This is a genomic window from Saccharopolyspora karakumensis, assembly GCF_004349225.1.
Lineage (GTDB): Bacteria > Actinomycetota > Actinomycetes > Mycobacteriales > Pseudonocardiaceae > Saccharopolyspora > Saccharopolyspora endophytica.
This window is the reverse complement of the sequence record NZ_SMLA01000003.1, coordinates 1-17,691: the sequence shown is the minus strand read 5'-3', so window position 1 is coordinate 17,691 and position 17,691 is coordinate 1. Positions and strand designations below refer to the sequence as shown.

Here is a 17,691-nt window from a genome sequence, read left to right as displayed (position 1 = left end):
AGGATCGCGTGTCGGAGTCGAGCGGCGGGACCGGGGCCACCGAGCGGGTGGCGGACGTCCTGCTGTTGTTCACCTACGGACCGCCCACCCTCGGCGTGAGCCGGGTGTCCCGGGAGCTGGGCCTGTCCAAGGCGGTCGTGCACCGCATTCTGCAGTCCCTGACCAGCCGGAACCTCATCGCCTACGACCCGGAGAGCCGCGAGTACCGGCTCGGGCCCGCGGCGGCGGCGCTGGGCAGCCGGGCGCTGCGCGACTCCGACCTGCGGGCGGCGGCCCTGCCGTTCCTGGCCGAGCTGCGCGACCGCCTGCACGAGACCGTCACGATCAGCGCGAAGGTGCACGGGGGCCGGGTCTACCTCGACCAGGTCGTCGGCAACCACGAGATCACCATGTCGGTGGAGCTCGGCAGGCGGTTCCCGCTGCACGCGGGCTCGTCCGGCAAGTGCATGCTCGCCCACTCCGACCCCGACGAGGTCGACCGGCTGCTGGCCGGCGAGCTCACCGCGCTCACCCCCGCCACCCCGACCGACCCGGACGCGCTGCGCGCCGAACTCGACCGGATCCGCGAGCGCGGCTACGCGGCCTCCGCCGGAGAGCGCCAGGGCGACGCCGGTTCGGTCGCCGTGCCCGTGTTCGGGCCCGGCGGGCTGGTCGGCGCGGTCTCGGTGTGCGGACCGCGCTTCCGGGTCACCGAGGAGTTCGTCGCCGCCACCGCGCCCGAACTGATCGAGACCGCCGACCGGATCACCGCTCGGCTCGGCGGCACCGCACCCGCGCGCGCCGTCCCCACTCCCACCGGAGGGATCCCATGACCCACGACCACCCGGCAGCGCTGGAAGGCCTGAAGGTCCTCGACGCCTCCACCCTGTTCGCGGGCCCTTTGGCCGCCACCCTGCTCGGCGACCACGGCGCCGAGGTGATCAAGATCGAGCACCCGCGCGGCGACCCCGCCCGCACCCACGGCGCGCAGAAGGACGGCGTCGGGCTCTGGTGGAAGATGCTGGCCCGCAACAAGCGGGCGATCACGCTGGTGCTGTCCACCCCGCGCGGGCGGGAGCTGTTCCTCGACCTCGCCGCCGACGCCGACGTGGTGATCGAGAACTTCCGTCCCGGAACGCTGGAGCGCTGGGGTCTCGGCTGGGAGGAGCTGTCCGCCCGCAACCCCCGGCTGGTGCTGGCGCGGGTGACCGGGTTCGGCCAGACCGGGCCGTACTCGAGCCGCCCCGGGTTCGGCACGCTCGCCGAGGCGATGAGCGGGTTCGCCGCCATGACCGGGGATCCCGACGGTCCGCCCACCCTGCCGCCGTTCGGGCTCGCCGACGGCGTCGCCGCGTTGACCACGGCGTTCGGCATCATGACCGCGCTGCGCGCCCGCGAGACCACCGGTCGCGGACAGGTCCTCGACACCGCGATCATCGAACCGCTGCTGCACCTGCTCGGACCGGGGCTGATCGCCTACGACCAGCTCGGCATCCTGCAGCCGCGCACCGGCAACCGCTCCACCAACAACGCCCCGCGCAACACCTACCAGTGCGCCGACGGCCAGTGGGTGGCCGTGTCCACCAGCGCCCACTCCATCGCCGAACGCGTGATGCGGCTGGTCGGGGCGCCCGAGCTGATCGACGAACCGTGGTTCGCCAGCGGCGCTAGCCGGGCCGAGCACGTCGAAGAGCTCGACGCGGCCGTCGGGTCCTGGATCGCCGCCCGCGACCGCGACGAGGTCGTCGAGGCCTTCGAGAAGGCCGAAGCGGCGGTGGCGCCGATCTACACCGCCGCCGACGTGCTCGCCGACCCGCACTTCAACGCCCTGGGCAGCATCGTGACGATCGACGACGACGAGCTGGGACCGGTCCGCTTCCAGAACACCCCGTTCCGGCTGTCGGAGACCCCCGGATCGGTCCGCACCACGGGCCCGAAGCTCGGCGCGCACACCGCCGAGGTCCTGGGCCGGCTCGGCGTCGACGCCGACGAACTGGAACAACTGCGGGCGCAGGGGGTCGTGTGACGCCCCTCGTGCCCTGGTCAACCGCACCTCAGGGGACCGTGATGCAACCCAGCCACCAGAAACCGCGAAACGCGGGTTCGCCCCCGGACGCAACCACCACCGAAGATCGCGGAGAGGCGGGCTGCGTGTGAGCGCCATCGGACTGGCCCGCAGCTGGCTCTACGTCCCCGGGCACCGCCCGGACCTCGTCGCCAAGGCCCTCGCGGGCCCAGCCGACGCGGTCGTCGTGGACCTGGAGGACTCGGTGCCGCCCGCGCACAAGCAGCGGGCGAGGGAGGTGGCCGTGGAGACCTGCGGTTCCCGGCCCGAGCAGGTCTGGGTCCGCGTCAACGGCGCGGGAACCGACTGGTCCGACGACGACGCCGCGGCGCTGGCCGGCAGCGGCGCCGCGGGCCTGCGGGTGCCCAAGGCCGAGGACCCCGCGGCCGTCGCCGCGCTGGCCGAGCGGACCGGTCTCGGGCTGCACCTGCTGATCGAGAGCGCCAGGGGGCTGCGCGAGGCGTTCGACCTCGCCGAATGCCACCCGCTGGTCGCCGGCGTCTCCCCCGGCGAAACGGATCTGGCCGCTGACCTGCGGATCCGCGACCGCCGTGAGCTGTCGTGGGCCCGCTCCCGCATCGTCGCCGCGAACCGCGCGGCCGGGCTGCCCAGCCCGATCGCCAGCGTCTGGACCGATCTGTCCGACCGCGCCGGGCTGGCCGAGGACAGCACCGCGATGCGCGACGCGGGGTTCTTCGGCCGCTCGGTGATCCACCCGGGCCAGATCGACCCGGTGCACCACGCCTTCACCCCGGACCGCGACGAGGTCGAGCAGGCCCGCGCTCTGCTCGACGCGCTCGACGTCGCGGGTGACTCCGCGGCCTGGGTCGACGACCGCGGTCGCTTCGTCGACCGTGCAGTCGTCGCCGGTGCCCGCTGGGTGATCGAGCTCGCCGACGCGCTCGACCACTCCTCGAACGATCACGACGAACCGGCCGGTGCGCGGCCGGGAAGGAGCAACTCGTGACCACCACCTCCGCAGGCCCCGACCTGCTCGACGCCGTCCGCGCCGGGACCCGGGTGATCGAGCTCGGACACCCGCTCTACACCGGGATGGCGGGCTCGCCGAACCACCCCGGGTTCCGGATGACGCTGGAGCGCCGGCACGGCGACGCGGTCCGCCCGGACGGCGGCTCGGCGTCCAACGAGGTCATCGTCACCGGCGGGCACACCGGCACCCACGTCGACGCGCTGGCCCACGTCAGCCACGACGGGCTGCTGCACGGCGGGGTCGACGCCGCCGAGGCCCAGCGCGGCGGCAAGCACACCGTGCACGGCGCGGAGACCATCCCGCCGATGGTCACCCGGGGCGTGTTCCTCGACGTCGCCGCCGCGCACGGGGTGGACGTCCTCGAACCCGGCTACGGCGTGACCGCCGACGACCTGGCGCGGGCCGCGGAACGAGCCGGGGCCGAGCCCGGTCCCGGCGACATCGCCGTGGTCCGCACCGGCTGGGGCCGCCTGTTCGGCGACCCGCAGGCCTACGTCGGCAAGGAGACCGGCGTTCCCGGCATGACCGTGGACGGCGCGCACTGGCTGGCCGAGCGGCGGATCGTCGCGACCGGCTCGGACACCACCGCCTACGAGCAGATCCCGGCGGGCGCCGGGCACCGGGTGCTGCCGGTGCACCGCGTGCTGCTGGTCGACAGCGGCATCCACATCGTCGAGCACATGGCCTGCGAAGACGCCTCCGAAGCCGACCTCGGCGAGTTCCTCGCGGTGTTCGCGCCGCTGCGGATCGTCGGCGCCACCGGAGCCCCGGTCCGCCCGCTGGCGGTGGTCCCGGCATGAGCACCCCCGCGCAGCGGATCGGCGAGGTCGGCGCGAAGTTGATCGCCGACGGCGTCGACGACCGGCTGGCCGACGACCTGGTCCGGCGGATCGTGGACGTCGTCGGCAACTCCCTCGCCGCCACCCGCGAGGAACCGGCTCGCATCGCTGGCGCGGTCGCCACCGAGTGGGGCGGCGCGCCGCAGGCGACCGGGATCGGCCTGGCACAACGACTTCCGGCACCGTCGGCGGCGCTGGTCAACGGCACGCTGGCGCACAGCCTGGACTTCGACGACACGCACCTGCCGTCGGTGCTGCATCCCTCGGCGGCCGTCGTCCCCGCGGCGCTGGCCACCGCCGAGCGCACCGGCGCCGGCGGGAAGGCGCTGCTGGCCGCGGCGGCGATGGGCATCGAGGTGACATGCCGGCTGGGCATGGCGGGGTACGACGAGGAGCTGGGCAACTCGGTGTTCTTCGAGCACGGCCAGCACGCGACCGCGATCTGCGGCGCCGTGGGCGCGGCCGTCGCCTCGGGGATGTTGCAGGGGCTCGACGCCGACCAGCTGACCTCGGTCATCGGCATCGCCGCGAGCATGGGAGCCGGGGTCATCGAGGCCAACCGCACCGGCGGCACGATCAAGCGGGTGCACTGCGGCTGGGCCGCGCACGCGGGCGTGGCCGCCGCCGACCTGGCGCGGCACGGCCTGACCGGGCCGCCGACGGTCGTGGAGGGCCGCTTCGGCTTCCTGCGCGCGTTCTGCGGTGAGCGGACGCACCCGGAGCGGGTCACCGACGGTCTCGGCGAGCGGTGGGAGACGCCCGGGGTGTTCTTCAAGCCCTACCCGTGCAACCACTTCACGCACGCGGGCGTGGACGCGGCGCTGCGGTTGCGCGAGCGCGGGGTGACGGCCGACCAGGTCCGCGAGCTGGTGCTCGGGGTTCCCGCCCCCGTGCTGCGCACGATCGCCGAGCCCGCCGAGGAGAAGCGGCGTCCCCGTTCCGGGTACCACGCGGCGTTCTCCGGGCCCTACACCGTGGCGGCGGCGCTGCTCGGTGGCGGCGGGCTGGGGGTGTTCCACGAGGACTTCACCGACGCCGCCGCGGCGGATCCCGCGCGGCTGGACCTCGCCGGGCGGGTGCGCGTCGTCGCCGACGAGGAGGCGACGGCCGGGTTCCCGCGCCAGTTCCCCGCGGTGCTCACCGCCGAGCTCGCCGACGGCACGACGGTGACCGAGCGCGTCCGGGAGAACCGGGGCGGGCCGCAGCGACCGCTGTCGGCCGACGAGCTCGCCGCCAAGTTCACCGGCAACGCCGAGCGGGCCGTGGGAGCGGACCGAGCCGCCGAGATCGTCTCGTCGCTGTGGGACCTGCGCGACGACCGCCCGGTCGCCGAGGTCATGTCCGGCTTGCAGCGGACCTGATCCGATCCCGGGGCCGAAGTCGTCTTGCGGACGGCTTCGGCCTCTGTGGACGGTCGTGAACCGTGATGACCGGGAAAAACCGGCCGCAACGCATCGCCGCAGGTCAGAGCACGCTCCCGGGAAATACTGGGGATGATCGGAATTTTCCCGGAAGTGGTGGATCAGTAGTCGAACTGCGGGCTTTCGGTGCGGCTGCGCTTGAGCTCGAAGAAGTACGGGTAGCTGGCCATCGCGACCGCGCCGTCGAAGATCTTCGCGGCCTCCTCGCCCTTGGGGACGCGGGTGATCACCGGGCCGAAGAAGGCGACGCCGTCGACGTGCAGGGTGGGCGTGCCCACCTCGTCACCGACCGGGTCCATGCCCGCGTGGTGGCTGGCGCGCAGCTCCTCGTCGTACTCGGTGCTGGTCGCGGCCTCGGCGAGCTCGGCGGGCAGGCCGACCTCGGCCAGGGCGCCCTCGATGGCCTCGGTGAAGTCCTTGATCCCCTGGTCGTGGATGCGGGTGCCCAGGGCCGTGTACAGCGGCGCCAGGACCTCGTCGCCGTGGTGCTTGGCCGCGGCGATGCAGACGCGCACCGGTCCCCAGCCGCGCTCCATCAGGTCGAGGTACTCCTCGGGCAGGTCACGCCCCTCGTTGAGCACCGACAGGCTCATGACCCGGAAGTTCAGGTCGATGTCGCGAACCTTGTCGACCTCCAGGATCCAGCGCGAGGAAACCCAGGCGAACGGGCACAGCGGGTCGAAGTAGAAGTCCACCCGTGGGCGGGCAGCGGTGGTCATCCGTGCCTCCATCAGTCGAAATCGTCCAGGTGCCTGCGCGCGGCACCACGTCTAGGAGTAGTAACCCCGGTACGGCCGTTTGTCTTCCCGATCAGACCGACACGCCGATGATCGCGGAGGTGCCTGCCCGGCAGCGCGCCTCCGCCCGGACGTGATTTGATGCCTGCGCCGGGCATCCAACCGGCCGTGATCCATCCCCTACGAACTACGAGGTGATCCGTGGCACCGCCGAACCTCACCCGCGAACAGGCCGAGCAGCGCGCCGCGTTGCTGGAGGTCCAGTCCTATGTGATCGAACTGGACCTCTCCGCCGGCGCGGGCGGTGTGGAAGTGGAGACCTTCGGCTCCACGACCACGGTTCGCTTCCGCAGCAACCAGACCGGCGCCGACGCCTGGATCGACCTGGTGGCCGACAAGGTGCACGGCGCGGTGCTCAACGGTGTCGAGCTCGACGTCTCCGACTACGACGAGTCCACCGGAATCCGCCTGCCGGATCTGGCCGCCGAGAACGAGCTCGTGGTGCGCGCCGACTGCGCCTACACCAACACCGGCGAAGGTCTGCACCGCTTCATCGACCCGGTCGACGGCGCGGTCTACCTCTACAGCCAGTTCGAAACCGCCGACGCGAAGCGGATGTTCACCTGCTTCGACCAGCCCGACCTGAAGGCCACCTACCAGATCACGGTGGACGCCCCGGGCGACTGGAAGGTCATCTCCAACGCCGCCGGCCAGATCACCGAGACCGGTGCGGGCAAGCGCCACACCTTCGACACCACCAAGCCGATGTCCACCTACCTGGTGGCGCTGGTGGCCGGTCCCTACGCCGAGTGGCGCGACACCTTCCCGGGCGAGGACGGGCAGGAGGCGATCCCGCTGGGCATCTACTGCCGCGCCTCGCTGGCCGAGCACCTCGACGCCGAGCGCCTGTTCACCGAGACCAAGCAGGGATTCGGCTTCTACCACAAGGCTTTCGGAGTCCCCTACCCGTTCGGCAAGTACGACCAGTGCTTCGTGCCGGAGTTCAACGCGGGCGCGATGGAGAACGCCGGCTGCGTGACCTTCCTCGAGGACTACGTGTTCCGGTCGAAGGTCACCGGCTACCTCTACGAGCGCCGCGCCGAGACCGTGCTGCACGAGATGGCGCACATGTGGTTCGGCGACCTGGTCACCATGCGCTGGTGGAACGACCTGTGGCTCAACGAGTCCTTCGCGACCTGGGCCAGCGTCCTCGCGCAGGTCGGCGCGACCGAGTACGACGCCGCCTGGACGACCTTCGCGAGCGTCGAGAAGTCCTGGGCCTACCGCCAGGACCAGCTGCCCTCCACCCACCCGGTGGCCGCCGACATCCCGGACCTGCAGGCCGTGGAGGTCAACTTCGACGGCATCACCTACGCCAAGGGCGCCTCGGTGCTCAAGCAGCTGGTGGCCTACGTCGGTCTGGACAACTTCCTGGCCGGGCTGCGGGTCTACTTCGACCGCCACGCGTGGAGCAACGCCACCCTCGACGACCTGCTCAAGGCGCTGGAGGGGGCGTCCGGCCGGGACCTGTCCTGGTGGAGCGCGCAGTGGCTGGAGACCACCGGCCTGAACATGCTGCGCCCGCGCTTCAGCACCGACGACGAGGGCCGGTTCACCCAGTTCTCCGTGGTGCAGAACGGCGCCCGGCCCGGTGCCGGTGAGCTGCGCACGCACCGCCTGGCGATCGGCGTCTACGACGACGAGGGCGGCAAGCTGGTGCGCAAGCACCGCGTCGAGCTCGACGTCACCGGCGAGGTCACCGAGGTCCCGGACCTGGTCGGCGTGCACCGCGGGAAGCTCGTGCTGGTCAACGACGACGACCTGACCTACTGCTCGCTGCGCTTCGACCCCGAGTCGCTGGCCACCCTGGTGGACCGGATCGGCGACATCGACGAGTCGCTGCCGCGCGCGCTGTGCTGGTCGACGGCGTGGGAGATGACCCGCGAGGCCGAGCTGAAGGCCCGCGACTTCGTGACCCTGGTGCTGGGCGCCTCGGCCGAAGGCGGCATCGGCGCGGAGAGCCAGATCGGCGTGGTCCAGCGGGTCCTGCTGCAGACGCAGACCGCGCTGAACTCCTACGTCGACCCGTCGTGGCAGGCCGAGGGCTGGCGGCGGTTCAGCTCGCGGCTGTTCGAGCTGGCCCGCGCGGCCAAGCCGGGCTCGGACCACCAGCTGGCGTTCGTCAACTCGCTGGCCGGTTCGGTGCTGGCCGACGAGCAGGTCGGCGAGCTGCGCGGCTGGCTCGACGGTTCGGCCCGGCTGGAGGGCCTGACGGTCGACACCGACCTGCGCTGGGGCCTGCTGCAGGCCCTGGTCGCGCACGGTGCGGCCGGTGAGGCGGAGATCGACGCGGAGCTGGAGTCCGACCAGACCGCGACCGGCCGCCGTCGCGCCGAGCGTGCCCGCGCCTTGATCCCCACCGCGGGATCGAAGGAGAAGGCGTGGCAGCGCGCGGTGCACGACGACCAGCTGCCGAACGCGGTCAGCGACGCGATCATCGCCGGCTTCCAGCACCCCGCCCAGCGCGAGCTGCTGGCGCCGTACGTGCAGCGGTACTTCGAGTCGATCGACGAGGTCTGGCAGCGCCGCTCCAGCGAGCGGGCTCAGCCGACGGTGATCGGGCTGTTCCCGTCCTGGGCGGTCACCGACGAGTCCGTCACCGCCGCCGACCAGTGGCTGGCCGGTGAGCGCCCGGCCGCTCTGCGCCGACTGGTCTCCGAGGGCCGCGCGGGCATCGTCCGCGCCCTCGCAGCCCGGGAGTTCGACCGCTCGTAACTCCTGACAGCACGACGAAGCCGCCCCGGTCGTTGTCGACCGGGGCGGCTTTTCCGTCGTGTGATCCGCAAGAGGCGTAGCCGCGAGCTGTGGAGCCGCCCTCGCAACCCGCACCGCCGCGGGTTCTGACACGTCTTCTGGCGAGGACGCCGCGACGCCGTGCATCGGCATGCATCAGGAGCGGCGCCCCGGAGCCAGGAGGCTGGTCAGGTTCCGCTACCCGCACCGCAACGAGCAACGACCACCGAACAAGGGTGTCAGTGGTGGTCGGGCTGCTTCTTGAAGGAGGTTCCGGCTGCGTCGGAGAGCATGCGGACGGCGCTGACGAGGCCTTCGATGAGCTCGTCCTCCTTGAAGGAGGCGACCATGCTCATCGCGGCCAGCTGGCAGGTGCGGTCCGGGATGCGGCGGTGGGCTTCTTCGCCGGTCACGATCTCGAACTTGCGCTGACCCGGCGACACCGCGATGAGCACGCCCTCGGGGGCCTGCGCACCGAGGTTGGCGTGCAGCTCCTCGGCCTGCTTGCGGGTGTCCTCACCGAGGTCACCGAGGTAGACGGCGAACTCCAGCCCGGTGCTGCGACTGGCCACGGCCATCGCTTCGTCGAGCCGGGCGAGCTCGCCGGCGCTGAAGGGAAGTCGCGGACGCTCGGGCTCGACGCGTCGCGCCACGGACATGCGGCCGGTCGACATGCGCGCCTCACCTGCGCCGAGCTCGTCGGCATCCGCGGTCCGACCCGCGATCTCACCAGTTGCCACGTGCGCCTCCCCGAGCCGTGACGGGCCGTGCGTCGTCCGGCACGACCTCTCCTTCGCCGTCCGCCGACACCGCGGTGTTCACGCCCTGCGGGTTGGCGGACCAGAACACCGGGGCGAAGTCCCAGTCCTGCCCGGCGCTGTAGCGCGCGCGGGACAGCTTGGGCCACATCGCGATGAGCACGATCACGCCATAGATGGCCGCTGGGACCACCGCCAGGTACAGCACACTCTCCACGACAGTCACGCCCAGTACGGTAGCCGATGACCAAGGTTTCGTGTGTGCGTCCTCGCGCGCGCCCGGGCCTCGAGTCGCGACCGGTGCGGTGATCACCCGGCATTTCGCCCGAAGCGGCGGGCTCGCTCCCGCCGCTCGCGAAGCCCCCATTCCACGATCGTCGAGGCGCTCAGCGCCCCGGAATTTCACCTGCCACCGAGACCGGGGCTACCATGTGACCCAAATCACCCGTCGTAACTCGTTCGGAGCAATGTTTGCGGCCGAACGGAGTCGGACCGGACGGGGGCAATGCGGGGCAGGTTGGCGGCTTGTTCTGAGCAGTTCCTGATCATAGCTTTTCACCTGTATGGGTCTTGCATATTTGATCACATGCGCCCGAACCACCCTATGTATGCGGGAGGCACACAATGTCGATCATCGAAGCCGCCACTCAGACCAACGAACTCACCCTTCCGATGAGCGGCCGGCCACTCGCTGATCACGGAGTGCGCATCAGCAACAACCGGCGCGACGGCGTCCGCATCAGCGGCCTCGACGACGGAGTCCGCATCAGCGGGCGGCGCGATGGCGTGCGCATCAGCGGACGCAAGGACGGTGTCCGCATCAGCGGTACGCACGACGGCGTGCGGATCAGCGGGCGCCGCGACGGAGTGCGCATCAGCGGCCGCAGGGACGGCGTGCGGATCAGCGGGCGCGCCCGCGGAGTTCGGATCAGCTGATCCGCGCCGCCGCGGACGCGCCCGGTGCGAGGATCACGCCGCCGACTCGCCCAGGTACGGCAACCACAGCGGGTCCGTCTCGGACAGGCCCGCCAGCAACCGCCAGTGGCGGCCTCGCGGAGCCTGCGGGGCCACCGGGAGCCGCCAGCCCAGCTCGCTCAGCGTCTTGTCGGCCTTGCGGTGGTTGCACTTGGTGCAGCAGGCGACGCAGTTCTCCCACGTGTGCGGCCCCCCGCGACTGCGCGGCAGAACATGATCTATCGTTTCCGCTCGTGCGCCGCAGTAGACGCACCGGTGGCTGTCCCGGAGCATCAACGCGGCACGGGTCAGCGGAACCCGGCCGCGGTACGGCACGCGCACGAAGTTGCTCAACCTGATCACCGACGGGATCTCGACCTCGGCGCTCGCCGAGTGCAGGGTCATCCCGGCCGAGTCGCCGTGGACCACCTCGGCCTTGCCGCAGACGACCATCACGATGGCTCGGCGCAGCGGGAGCGCGGTGAGGGGTTCGAAGGTCGTGTTGAGCAGCAGCACCCGGCGCTTGCGCCACGAGGTGGCGTGACCAGGAGGTCGATCCGCCTGCGGCGGCCCGGAGCCTCGGCTCATCGGGCACAACGGGGCCCGCGACGCGAGGCCCGTTGCCTTCAGCGCCGGTTGTCGGATCGGTTGTCGGTCTGGCACGCGACCACCTCCACCGGTGTCGGGCAAAGTTCAGCACAGAACCCGGCCCGAACGCACGTGTGATTCGACACGCCGCGCCGATGACCAAGATCCGCCGACCGTTTTCGCAGGTGACCGCCCCGTGGAGCGATCACCGTCGGCTCGTCTGCCGTCTCCGGCGCTTCCTCCACCATTGTCGATCAGCCGAGCGCAAAACGGTTGATCATCTCGGGTGAATCGGCTCCGCGGCGCCGCCGGAGCCCCTTCCACGCCCCTCCGCAGCACGTATTGTCGCGATCGTGACCGACGTTCGAACCCCCTTGAGCTATCCCGACACCGCTCGCGAGGACATCGCGGAGACCCTGCACGGCCACGAGGTCGCCGACCCGTACCGGTGGCTGGAGGACGCCTCCTCGCCGAGCACCGAGGCGTGGTCGGCGGCTCAGAACGAGCTCGCCCGCACCTGGCTGGACGCGCTCCCCGGCCACGAGTCGGTCGCCGAGCGGATGCGGTCGCTGCTGGCGGCCGGCGCGGTGGGCGCTCCCCTGTGGCGCGCGGGACGCGCGTTCTTCACGCGTCGCGAGCCCGGCCAGGAGTTCGGCGTGCTGCACGTGCGCGAGGCCGACGGCACCGAGCGGGTGCTGCTGGACGTCACCGAGCTCGACCCGTCGGGGCTGACGACGCTGGACAGCTGGGTGCCGAGCCTGGAGGGCGACCGGCTGGCCTACCAGATCTCGGTGGGCGGCGACGAGGAGTCGCTGCTGCACGTCATGGACGTGGCCACCGGCGAGCTGGTCGAGGGTCCGATCAACCGCTGCCGCTACTCGACGATCTCCTGGATGCCCGGCGGGGAGGAGTTCTTCTACGTCCGCCGGCTGCCGCCGGAGCTGGTGCCCGAGGGCGAGGAGCAGTTCCACCGCCGCGTGTGGCGGCACCGCGTGGGCACCGATCCCGAGCAGGACGTGCTCGTGCACGGCACGGGCCTGGACCACACCTTCTACTACGGCACTCACGTCTCCCGGGACGGCCGCTGGCTGATCATCGAGGGCAGCATGGGCACCGCTCGCCGCGACTCGGTGTGGATCGCGGACCTCTCCGACGGCGCCGAGGCCCCGAGCCTGCGGCAGATCGTGGACACCACCGACGGCTACCGGGTCGGTGCCTGGGTGGAGCGCGACGGCCGGCTGTACGTGATGACCACGAAGGACGCCCCGCGCTGGCGGCTGTGCGTGGCCGATCCCACGGCCCCGGAGCCGGAGAACTGGACCGAGCTGATCGGCGAGGAGCCCGATTCGGTGCTCGACGCGGTCCGCTACTTCGACGGCGACCAGCCGCGCCTGGTGCTGCTGCGCACCCGGCACGCGGTCTCCGAGCTGACCTTGCACGACCCGGCCACGGGTGCGCGCACAGGTGAGATCGCGCTGCCCGGAACGGGCCAGGTCACGGCCCTGACGACGGTCGACTCGGCCACCGAGCAGCACCGCGACCGGCTGTGGATCGGCTGGACCGACTTCGCGACGCCGCCGTGCGTGCATACCTACGACCGCAGCACCGGTGGGATGACCTTGGAGACGAGCGCTCCGGGTGCGGTCGAGCTGCCGGAGGTGCACACCCGCCAGGTCACCTACCGGTCGGCCGACGGCACCGAGGTGCGGATGTTCGTGCTGGCGCCGGTCGCCGAGCCCGATCGCCCGCGCCCGGTGTTCCTGACCGGCTACGGCGGGTTCTCGCTGTCCCGCGAGCCCGGCTACATGCCTTCGGCGCTGACCTGGGTTGCGGCCGGTGGAGTGTGGGCGCTGCCTTCGCTGCGCGGTGGCGGCGAGGAGGGCGAGGAGTGGCACGTCGCCGGTATGCGCGAGCAGAAGCAGCACACCTTCGACGACTTCCACGCCGCCGCCGAGCACCTCATCGACCAGGGCTGGACGACCTCGGACCAGGTGGCGATCTCGGGGGGTTCCAACGGCGGCCTGCTGGTCGGCGCGGCGCTGACGCAGCGGCCGGAGCTGTACCGGGCGGTGGTGTGCTCGGCTCCGCTGCTGGACATGGTGCGCTACGAGCGGTTCCTGCTCGGCCGGACCTGGAACGACGAGTACGGCACGGCCGATGATCCGGAGGAGCTGGGCTGGCTGCTGTCCTACTCGCCGTACCACAACGTGACCGAGCACACGGCCTATCCGTCGGTGCTGTTCACGGTCTTCGAGTCCGACTCGCGCGTGGACCCCAACCACGCCCGCAAGATGTGCGCGGCGCTGCAGCACGCGACCAGTTCGGACCCGGGCAAAAGGCCCATTTTGATCCGCCGCGAGACCGAGGTGGGGCACGCCGCCCGTTCGGTGTCACGTACCGTGGGGCTGACGACCGACCAGCTCACCTTCCTCGCGGAGGCAACCGGTCTCGTGTTGGACTGAGCCCCGAACTCGGTTCCGGCCGAACGGTTTTCGATCATCGTGCGCGGCGGGGCGTGCGCGACGCTCGGGCCGGTCGGTAGCCCGCGCCTCACGGCGTGACCCCATGAACGACAGCCCATGGAGAAACCCCCGTACCCATGAATCTGCCGCTTTTATCCCAGCCGCCGACGTGCGACCCGACCGAACGCTGGTGCCAGGCGGTCTTCGACTGGACCCAGAACGCGTGGCTGGCGTCCTACGCCGACCTGCTCATCGCCAAGCCCCTGCAGATCGTGATGGTGCTGGTCATAGCCTTCGTCGTGCGTTGGCTGCTGCACCGTACGATCAACCGCCTCACCCGCGGCAACGGCAAGCCCCCGAAGCTGCTCTCGCCGCTGCGCGAGCGCCGCGGTGACAGCCTCACCTACGAACTGCTCTCCGAGCGGCGCAGGCAGCGCGCCAAGACCATCGGGTCGGTGCTCAAGTCGCTGACCTCGTTCCTGATCTTCGGCCTGGCCGTCATCTACGTCCTTCAGGTGCTGGGCGTGCAGATCGCCCCGGTGCTGGCCTCGGCCGGTGTGCTGGGTGTGGCCGTCGCCTTCGGTGCCCAGAACCTCGTGCGGGACTTCCTGTCCGGCATGTTCATGATGGTCGAGGACCAGTACGGCGTCGGTGACGTCGTCGACCTGGGCGAGGCCACCGGTTCGGTCGAGGCGGTGGGTCTGCGGGTCACCACGCTGCGCGACATCAACGGCACCGTCTGGTACGTCCGCAACGGCGAGATCCTGCGCGTGGGCAACTCGTCGCAGGGCTTCGCGGTCGCGGTCGTGGACTTCCCGATCTCGCACAACTCCGACGTGCAGAAGGCCATCGAGGTCGCGGGCGAGGTCGCCACGGACGCGACGTCCAAGGAGCCGCTGTCCAACGACGTCCTGGAGCCGCCGGAGATGCTGGGCGTCGACCAGATCACCTCGGACACGGTCACCCTGCGGCTGACGGTGAAGGTCCGGCCCGGCCGCCAGTGGGCGGTCCAGCGCAGGCTCCGGGTGGAGGTCAAGCGGGCCTACGACGACTCGGCCATCGAGCCGCCGTACCCCAACGGCCGCCCGCTGCCCCCCGACACCCTCTCGACGACGAGCTGACCAGCAGGATCCCCCGTGCCGAACCAATCGGCCGGGGGATCCGCATCTGTTCAGGGCGTGCGGTTCCCGCCGCGCGGCAGCGACGGATCGCGTCCGACCGACCACTGAAACCGGCGAAGCACCACCTGAGAGGATGGAAGTGTGACTTCCGTGGAGAGTTTCTACGAGCAGGTCGGCGGCGAAGCCACCTTCCACCAGATCGTCGCCCGCTTCTACGAAGAGGTGGCCAAGGACGAGCTGCTGCGCCCGCTCTACCCCGAGGAAGACCTCGGGCCCGCCGAGGAGCGGCTGCGACTGTTCCTGATGCAGTACTGGGGCGGCCCGCACACCTACTCCGACCAGCGCGGGCATCCCCGCCTGCGGATGCGGCACGCGCCGTTCAAGATCGGTCCGGCCGAGCGCGACGCCTGGCTGCGCTGCATGCGCATCGCCGTGGACGAGGCCAGGCTGAAGCCCGAACACCGCGACCAGCTCTGGCAGTACCTGGAGATGGCCGCCAACAGCATGATCAACTCGTGGTTCTGACCGGCGGACCCGAACTAGGAGCGAAGGACCTGGTGATGCAGCAGGTGGGCACGCAGGATTACCTCGGTGAGCGACCGTGGTGGTTCGACGCGGTGTGCTACCAGATCGACGTCGGCGCGTTCGCCGACGCCGACGGTGACGGAGTCGGCGACCTCGACGGGATTCGCGGCAGGCTCGGTTACCTGGAGCTGCTGGGCGTGGACGTGATCGTGCTGGCCGGCATGGCCGGTTCGGATCCGGACTCCCCCGCTCTGGCCCGCCTGCTGGGCGAGGCGCGCGGCAACGGGTTGCGGGTGCTGCTGGCGATCGACGTCGATCCCGCGCGCACCGACCCCGGTCCGGTGCTGCGCCCGTGGCTGGACAACGGGATCGACGGCTTCCACCTGGCGCCGCGCAACGACCCGGCGGACGCGGTCGGCGCGGTGCTCGCCGACTACCCGGACCGGATCGTGATCGGCAGCGGCACCGGCAACTGGCAGCTGCTGTTCGGCCTCGGCCTGGCGGTGGCGGGGTTCTCCGCGGACCCGGTGCGCGAGGCGATCACGACGGTGCTGAACTCCCGCGGCCCGCGTCCCGCGTGGGCGATGGCCAGCCGGGACAGCACGCGCATCCGCGACCACGCGGCGTTGACGCCGGTGCGCGCGATGGCGCTGGTGCAGCTGGCGCTTCCGGGCGCGGTGTGCCTGCGGCACGGCGAGGAGCTGGGGCTGCCGGGAACCGAGCGGATCCGGATGCCCTGGGAGGGCCTGATGCGGCCCTTCGGGTTCTCCGCGGCGCGGGCCGACTGGTCGTCGATCCCGCACGAATGGGTCCACTTCACCGTCGAGGCGCAGCTGGAGGACGAGGAGTCCACGCTGTCGCTGTACCGGCACGCCTTGGAGATGCGCGCGACGCACCCGGCGTTCACCGGCGACGACGTGGAGTGGTTCGGTGCCCCGGAGGACTGCTTCGCGTTCCGCCGCGTCGGCAGCAGCCTGATCTGCGCGCTGAACACCTCGGCCGAACCCGTTCCGCTGCCGCCCGGTGAGGTGCTGCTGAGCTCTCGGCCGCTGGTCGCGGGCGAGCTGCCGCCGGGCAGCGCCGCCTGGCTGGTGTGAGCGGGACCTCGCCAACGCGGGCAGGTTCCAGGGGGCGTCGGAGCGGTGGGTAGATTTCCGCTCAACGTCCCCGACCTCAAGTGGATGTCATGACTGCTGTTGCGCCCGAACGAACTTCACCTCGGGTGCGGCGAGCTACCGGAAAACCGGGCCGCCTGGTCGGCGTGGACGTCGCCCGCTTCGTGGCGGTGTTCGGCATGTTCTGCATCCACTTCGGCGTGCCGTTCGCAGGCGGCTGGCCCGAGGTGTGGCTGGCGCAGTTCTTCTCCGGCCGGTCGACCGCGCTGTTCACGTTCCTGGCGGGGGTGTCGCTGGCCCTGATGACCGGGCGGTCGACGCCACCGGCGGGCCGGGCGCTGCGCGACGCGAGCCGGCGGGTGGCGGTGCGCGCGGCCGTGCTGCTGGTGCTCGGCCTGGCGCTGGCGAAGGCGACCGAGGCGACCGGCTTCCTGCTGACGGTGATCATCCCGTTCTACGGCTTGTACTTCCTGCTGGCGGTGCCGTTCCTGCGGTTGCGGGCGCGCGGGTTGATCATCGCGGCGTCGGTGAGCGCGGCGCTGGGGCCGCAGCTGTCGTTCGTGCTGCGCGGCTGGGGCGCCGCCGACACTCCCATGTCGGGTCTGGTGTCGCTGGTCAACAGCGTCGACCCCGGGCACCTGATCGCCGAAGAGGGCATCTTCGACCTGCTGCTGTTCGGGTTCTACCCCGCCGCGTCCTACCTGCCGCTGGTGCTGGCGGGACTGGCCGTCGGGCGGATGGACCTGACCTCCACCAGGGTCCGGCTGCGGGTCGGCCTGGCCGGGGTCGTGATGTCGCTGATCGGCTACCAGGTGTCGTTCCAGCTGGTGCCGGTCGGCCCGCCGAGCCCGGTGGAGGGGACGATCCCGGTCGGGCACCCGGAGTGGCTGCTGGCCGCCAACGCGCACAGCGGGACGACCTTCGAGCTGCTGGGGTCCGGCGGGATCGCCCTGGTCATCCTGGCCGTGTGCCTGGAGCTGGCGGACCGGACCGAGCGTGCGCTGACGCCGCTGGCCAAGGCCGGTTCGATGGCGCTGACCCTGTACGCGGCGCACGCGCTGGCGCTGGCCTGGCAGATCGTCACCGGTGGATGGCCGCTGAGCGGCGTCCCGGAGAACCTCGCCCACCTCGCCAGCATGGGCCCGGCGCTGCCGCTGGACGACCCGAACATGCCGTGGTTCCCGCGCGACGGTCAGCAGCCGACGGGGCTCGTGGCGTTCGTGAACACCTTCATGCCGGAGGTGTTCCTGGTCTTCACGTTCACCTTCACCTACACCTGGCTCCACTTCTTCCGCCGAGGCCCGCTGGAGGCCCTGGTCAGCGACATCGTCCGCTGGTCCACC

16 protein-coding genes are annotated in these 17,691 nt (G+C 71.4%); 12 read left to right on the top strand and 4 right to left on the bottom strand.

What is annotated here, in order from left to right:
• The first annotated feature begins 8 nt into the window (after nucleotides 1-8).
• The 5 genes from E1202_RS02600 to E1202_RS02580 all read left to right on the top strand — a co-directional run bounded on the left by E1202_RS02600 (nucleotide 9) and on the right by E1202_RS02580 (nucleotide 5,235).
• Nucleotides 9-812, top strand: coding sequence for an IclR family transcriptional regulator (locus tag E1202_RS02600; RefSeq protein WP_132680682.1), 804 nt, complete (start codon nucleotides 9-11; stop codon nucleotides 810-812).
• Nucleotides 809-2,005: a CaiB/BaiF CoA transferase family protein gene (locus tag E1202_RS02595; RefSeq protein WP_132680680.1), complete on the top strand. Its 1,197-nt coding sequence runs from the start codon at nucleotides 809-811 to the stop codon at nucleotides 2,003-2,005. The genes E1202_RS02600 and E1202_RS02595 overlap by 4 nt, the downstream gene beginning before the upstream one ends.
• Nucleotides 2,006-2,132: 127 nt before the next feature.
• Nucleotides 2,133-3,011, top strand: coding sequence for an HpcH/HpaI aldolase/citrate lyase family protein (locus E1202_RS02590; protein ID WP_235877593.1), 879 nt, complete (start codon nucleotides 2,133-2,135; stop codon nucleotides 3,009-3,011).
• Complete coding sequence (locus E1202_RS02585) at nucleotides 3,008-3,835, top strand: cyclase family protein (protein ID WP_235877591.1); 828 nt, start codon at nucleotides 3,008-3,010, stop codon at nucleotides 3,833-3,835. The genes E1202_RS02590 and E1202_RS02585 overlap by 4 nt, the downstream gene beginning before the upstream one ends.
• Entirely contained in the window at nucleotides 3,832-5,235 is a 1,404-nt protein-coding gene (locus E1202_RS02580) for an MmgE/PrpD family protein (protein ID WP_132680676.1), read from the top strand. The genes E1202_RS02585 and E1202_RS02580 overlap by 4 nt, the downstream gene beginning before the upstream one ends.
• Before the next feature lie 161 nt (nucleotides 5,236-5,396).
• Here the strand turns inward: E1202_RS02580 and E1202_RS02575 are convergent, their stop codons facing one another.
• A complete protein-coding gene (locus E1202_RS02575) occupies nucleotides 5,397-6,014 on the bottom strand; it encodes a mycothiol-dependent nitroreductase Rv2466c family protein (RefSeq protein WP_132680675.1) in 618 nt (205 codons plus the stop codon).
• A 219-nt stretch (nucleotides 6,015-6,233) separates the two neighbouring features.
• Between E1202_RS02575 and pepN the strand changes: the two genes are divergently transcribed.
• Complete coding sequence (pepN, locus tag E1202_RS02570; protein WP_132680673.1) at nucleotides 6,234-8,807, top strand: aminopeptidase N; 2,574 nt, start codon at nucleotides 6,234-6,236, stop codon at nucleotides 8,805-8,807.
• A 257-nt stretch (nucleotides 8,808-9,064) separates the two neighbouring features.
• Here the strand turns inward: pepN and E1202_RS02565 are convergent, their stop codons facing one another.
• Both E1202_RS02565 and ctaJ read right to left on the bottom strand, forming a co-directional pair.
• Nucleotides 9,065-9,565, bottom strand: a complete 501-nt coding sequence (locus tag E1202_RS02565; protein ID WP_132680671.1) for a DUF5130 family protein — start codon at nucleotides 9,563-9,565, stop codon at nucleotides 9,065-9,067.
• The gene (gene ctaJ / locus E1202_RS02560; RefSeq protein ID WP_132680670.1) at nucleotides 9,552-9,809 is read right to left on the bottom strand and encodes an aa3-type cytochrome oxidase subunit CtaJ; all 258 of its coding nucleotides are present in this window, start codon (nucleotides 9,807-9,809) and stop codon (nucleotides 9,552-9,554) included. Before ctaJ ends, E1202_RS02565 begins: the two co-directional genes overlap by 14 nt.
• Before the next feature lie 398 nt (nucleotides 9,810-10,207).
• Between ctaJ and E1202_RS02555 the strand changes: the two genes are divergently transcribed.
• The gene (locus tag E1202_RS02555; protein ID WP_132680668.1) at nucleotides 10,208-10,519 is read left to right on the top strand and encodes a hypothetical protein; all 312 of its coding nucleotides are present in this window, start codon (nucleotides 10,208-10,210) and stop codon (nucleotides 10,517-10,519) included.
• Between the two features lie 33 nt (nucleotides 10,520-10,552).
• Here the strand turns inward: E1202_RS02555 and E1202_RS02550 are convergent, their stop codons facing one another.
• Nucleotides 10,553-11,200, bottom strand: coding sequence for an HNH endonuclease (locus tag E1202_RS02550; protein WP_235877590.1), 648 nt, complete (start codon nucleotides 11,198-11,200; stop codon nucleotides 10,553-10,555).
• A gap of 278 nt (nucleotides 11,201-11,478) precedes the next feature.
• Between E1202_RS02550 and E1202_RS02545 the strand changes: the two genes are divergently transcribed.
• The 5 genes from E1202_RS02545 to E1202_RS02525 all read left to right on the top strand — a co-directional run.
• The gene (locus E1202_RS02545; RefSeq protein WP_132680666.1) at nucleotides 11,479-13,587 is read left to right on the top strand and encodes a prolyl oligopeptidase family serine peptidase; all 2,109 of its coding nucleotides are present in this window, start codon (nucleotides 11,479-11,481) and stop codon (nucleotides 13,585-13,587) included.
• Nucleotides 13,588-13,724: 137 nt separating this feature from the next.
• The gene (locus E1202_RS02540; protein WP_132680664.1) at nucleotides 13,725-14,708 is read left to right on the top strand and encodes a mechanosensitive ion channel family protein; all 984 of its coding nucleotides are present in this window, start codon (nucleotides 13,725-13,727) and stop codon (nucleotides 14,706-14,708) included.
• 141 nt (nucleotides 14,709-14,849) lie between these two features.
• Nucleotides 14,850-15,233, top strand: a complete 384-nt coding sequence (locus E1202_RS02535) for a globin (protein ID WP_132680663.1) — start codon at nucleotides 14,850-14,852, stop codon at nucleotides 15,231-15,233.
• A 35-nt stretch (nucleotides 15,234-15,268) separates the two neighbouring features.
• A complete protein-coding gene (locus tag E1202_RS02530) occupies nucleotides 15,269-16,330 on the top strand; it encodes an alpha-amylase family glycosyl hydrolase (RefSeq protein ID WP_132680661.1) in 1,062 nt (353 codons plus the stop codon).
• 125 nt (nucleotides 16,331-16,455) lie between these two features.
• The coding region (locus tag E1202_RS02525; protein ID WP_235877588.1) for a heparan-alpha-glucosaminide N-acetyltransferase domain-containing protein at nucleotides 16,456-17,691 on the top strand (1,236 nt) is incomplete at its 3' end.

Coding starts and splice junctions, on each gene's coding strand:
- E1202_RS02595 (WP_132680680.1), top strand. CDS start 809: ATGACCCACGACCACCCGGCAGCGCTGGAAGGCCTGAAGGTCCTCGAC.
- E1202_RS02580 (WP_132680676.1), top strand. CDS start 3,832: ATGAGCACCCCCGCGCAGCGGATCGGCGAGGTCGGCGCGAAGTTGATC.
- E1202_RS02575 (WP_132680675.1), bottom strand. CDS start 6,014: ATGACCACCGCTGCCCGCCCACGGGTGGACTTCTACTTCGACCCGCTG.
- E1202_RS02555 (WP_132680668.1), top strand. CDS start 10,208: ATGTCGATCATCGAAGCCGCCACTCAGACCAACGAACTCACCCTTCCG.
- E1202_RS02540 (WP_132680664.1), top strand. CDS start 13,725: ATGAATCTGCCGCTTTTATCCCAGCCGCCGACGTGCGACCCGACCGAA.
- E1202_RS02530 (WP_132680661.1), top strand. CDS start 15,269: ATGCAGCAGGTGGGCACGCAGGATTACCTCGGTGAGCGACCGTGGTGG.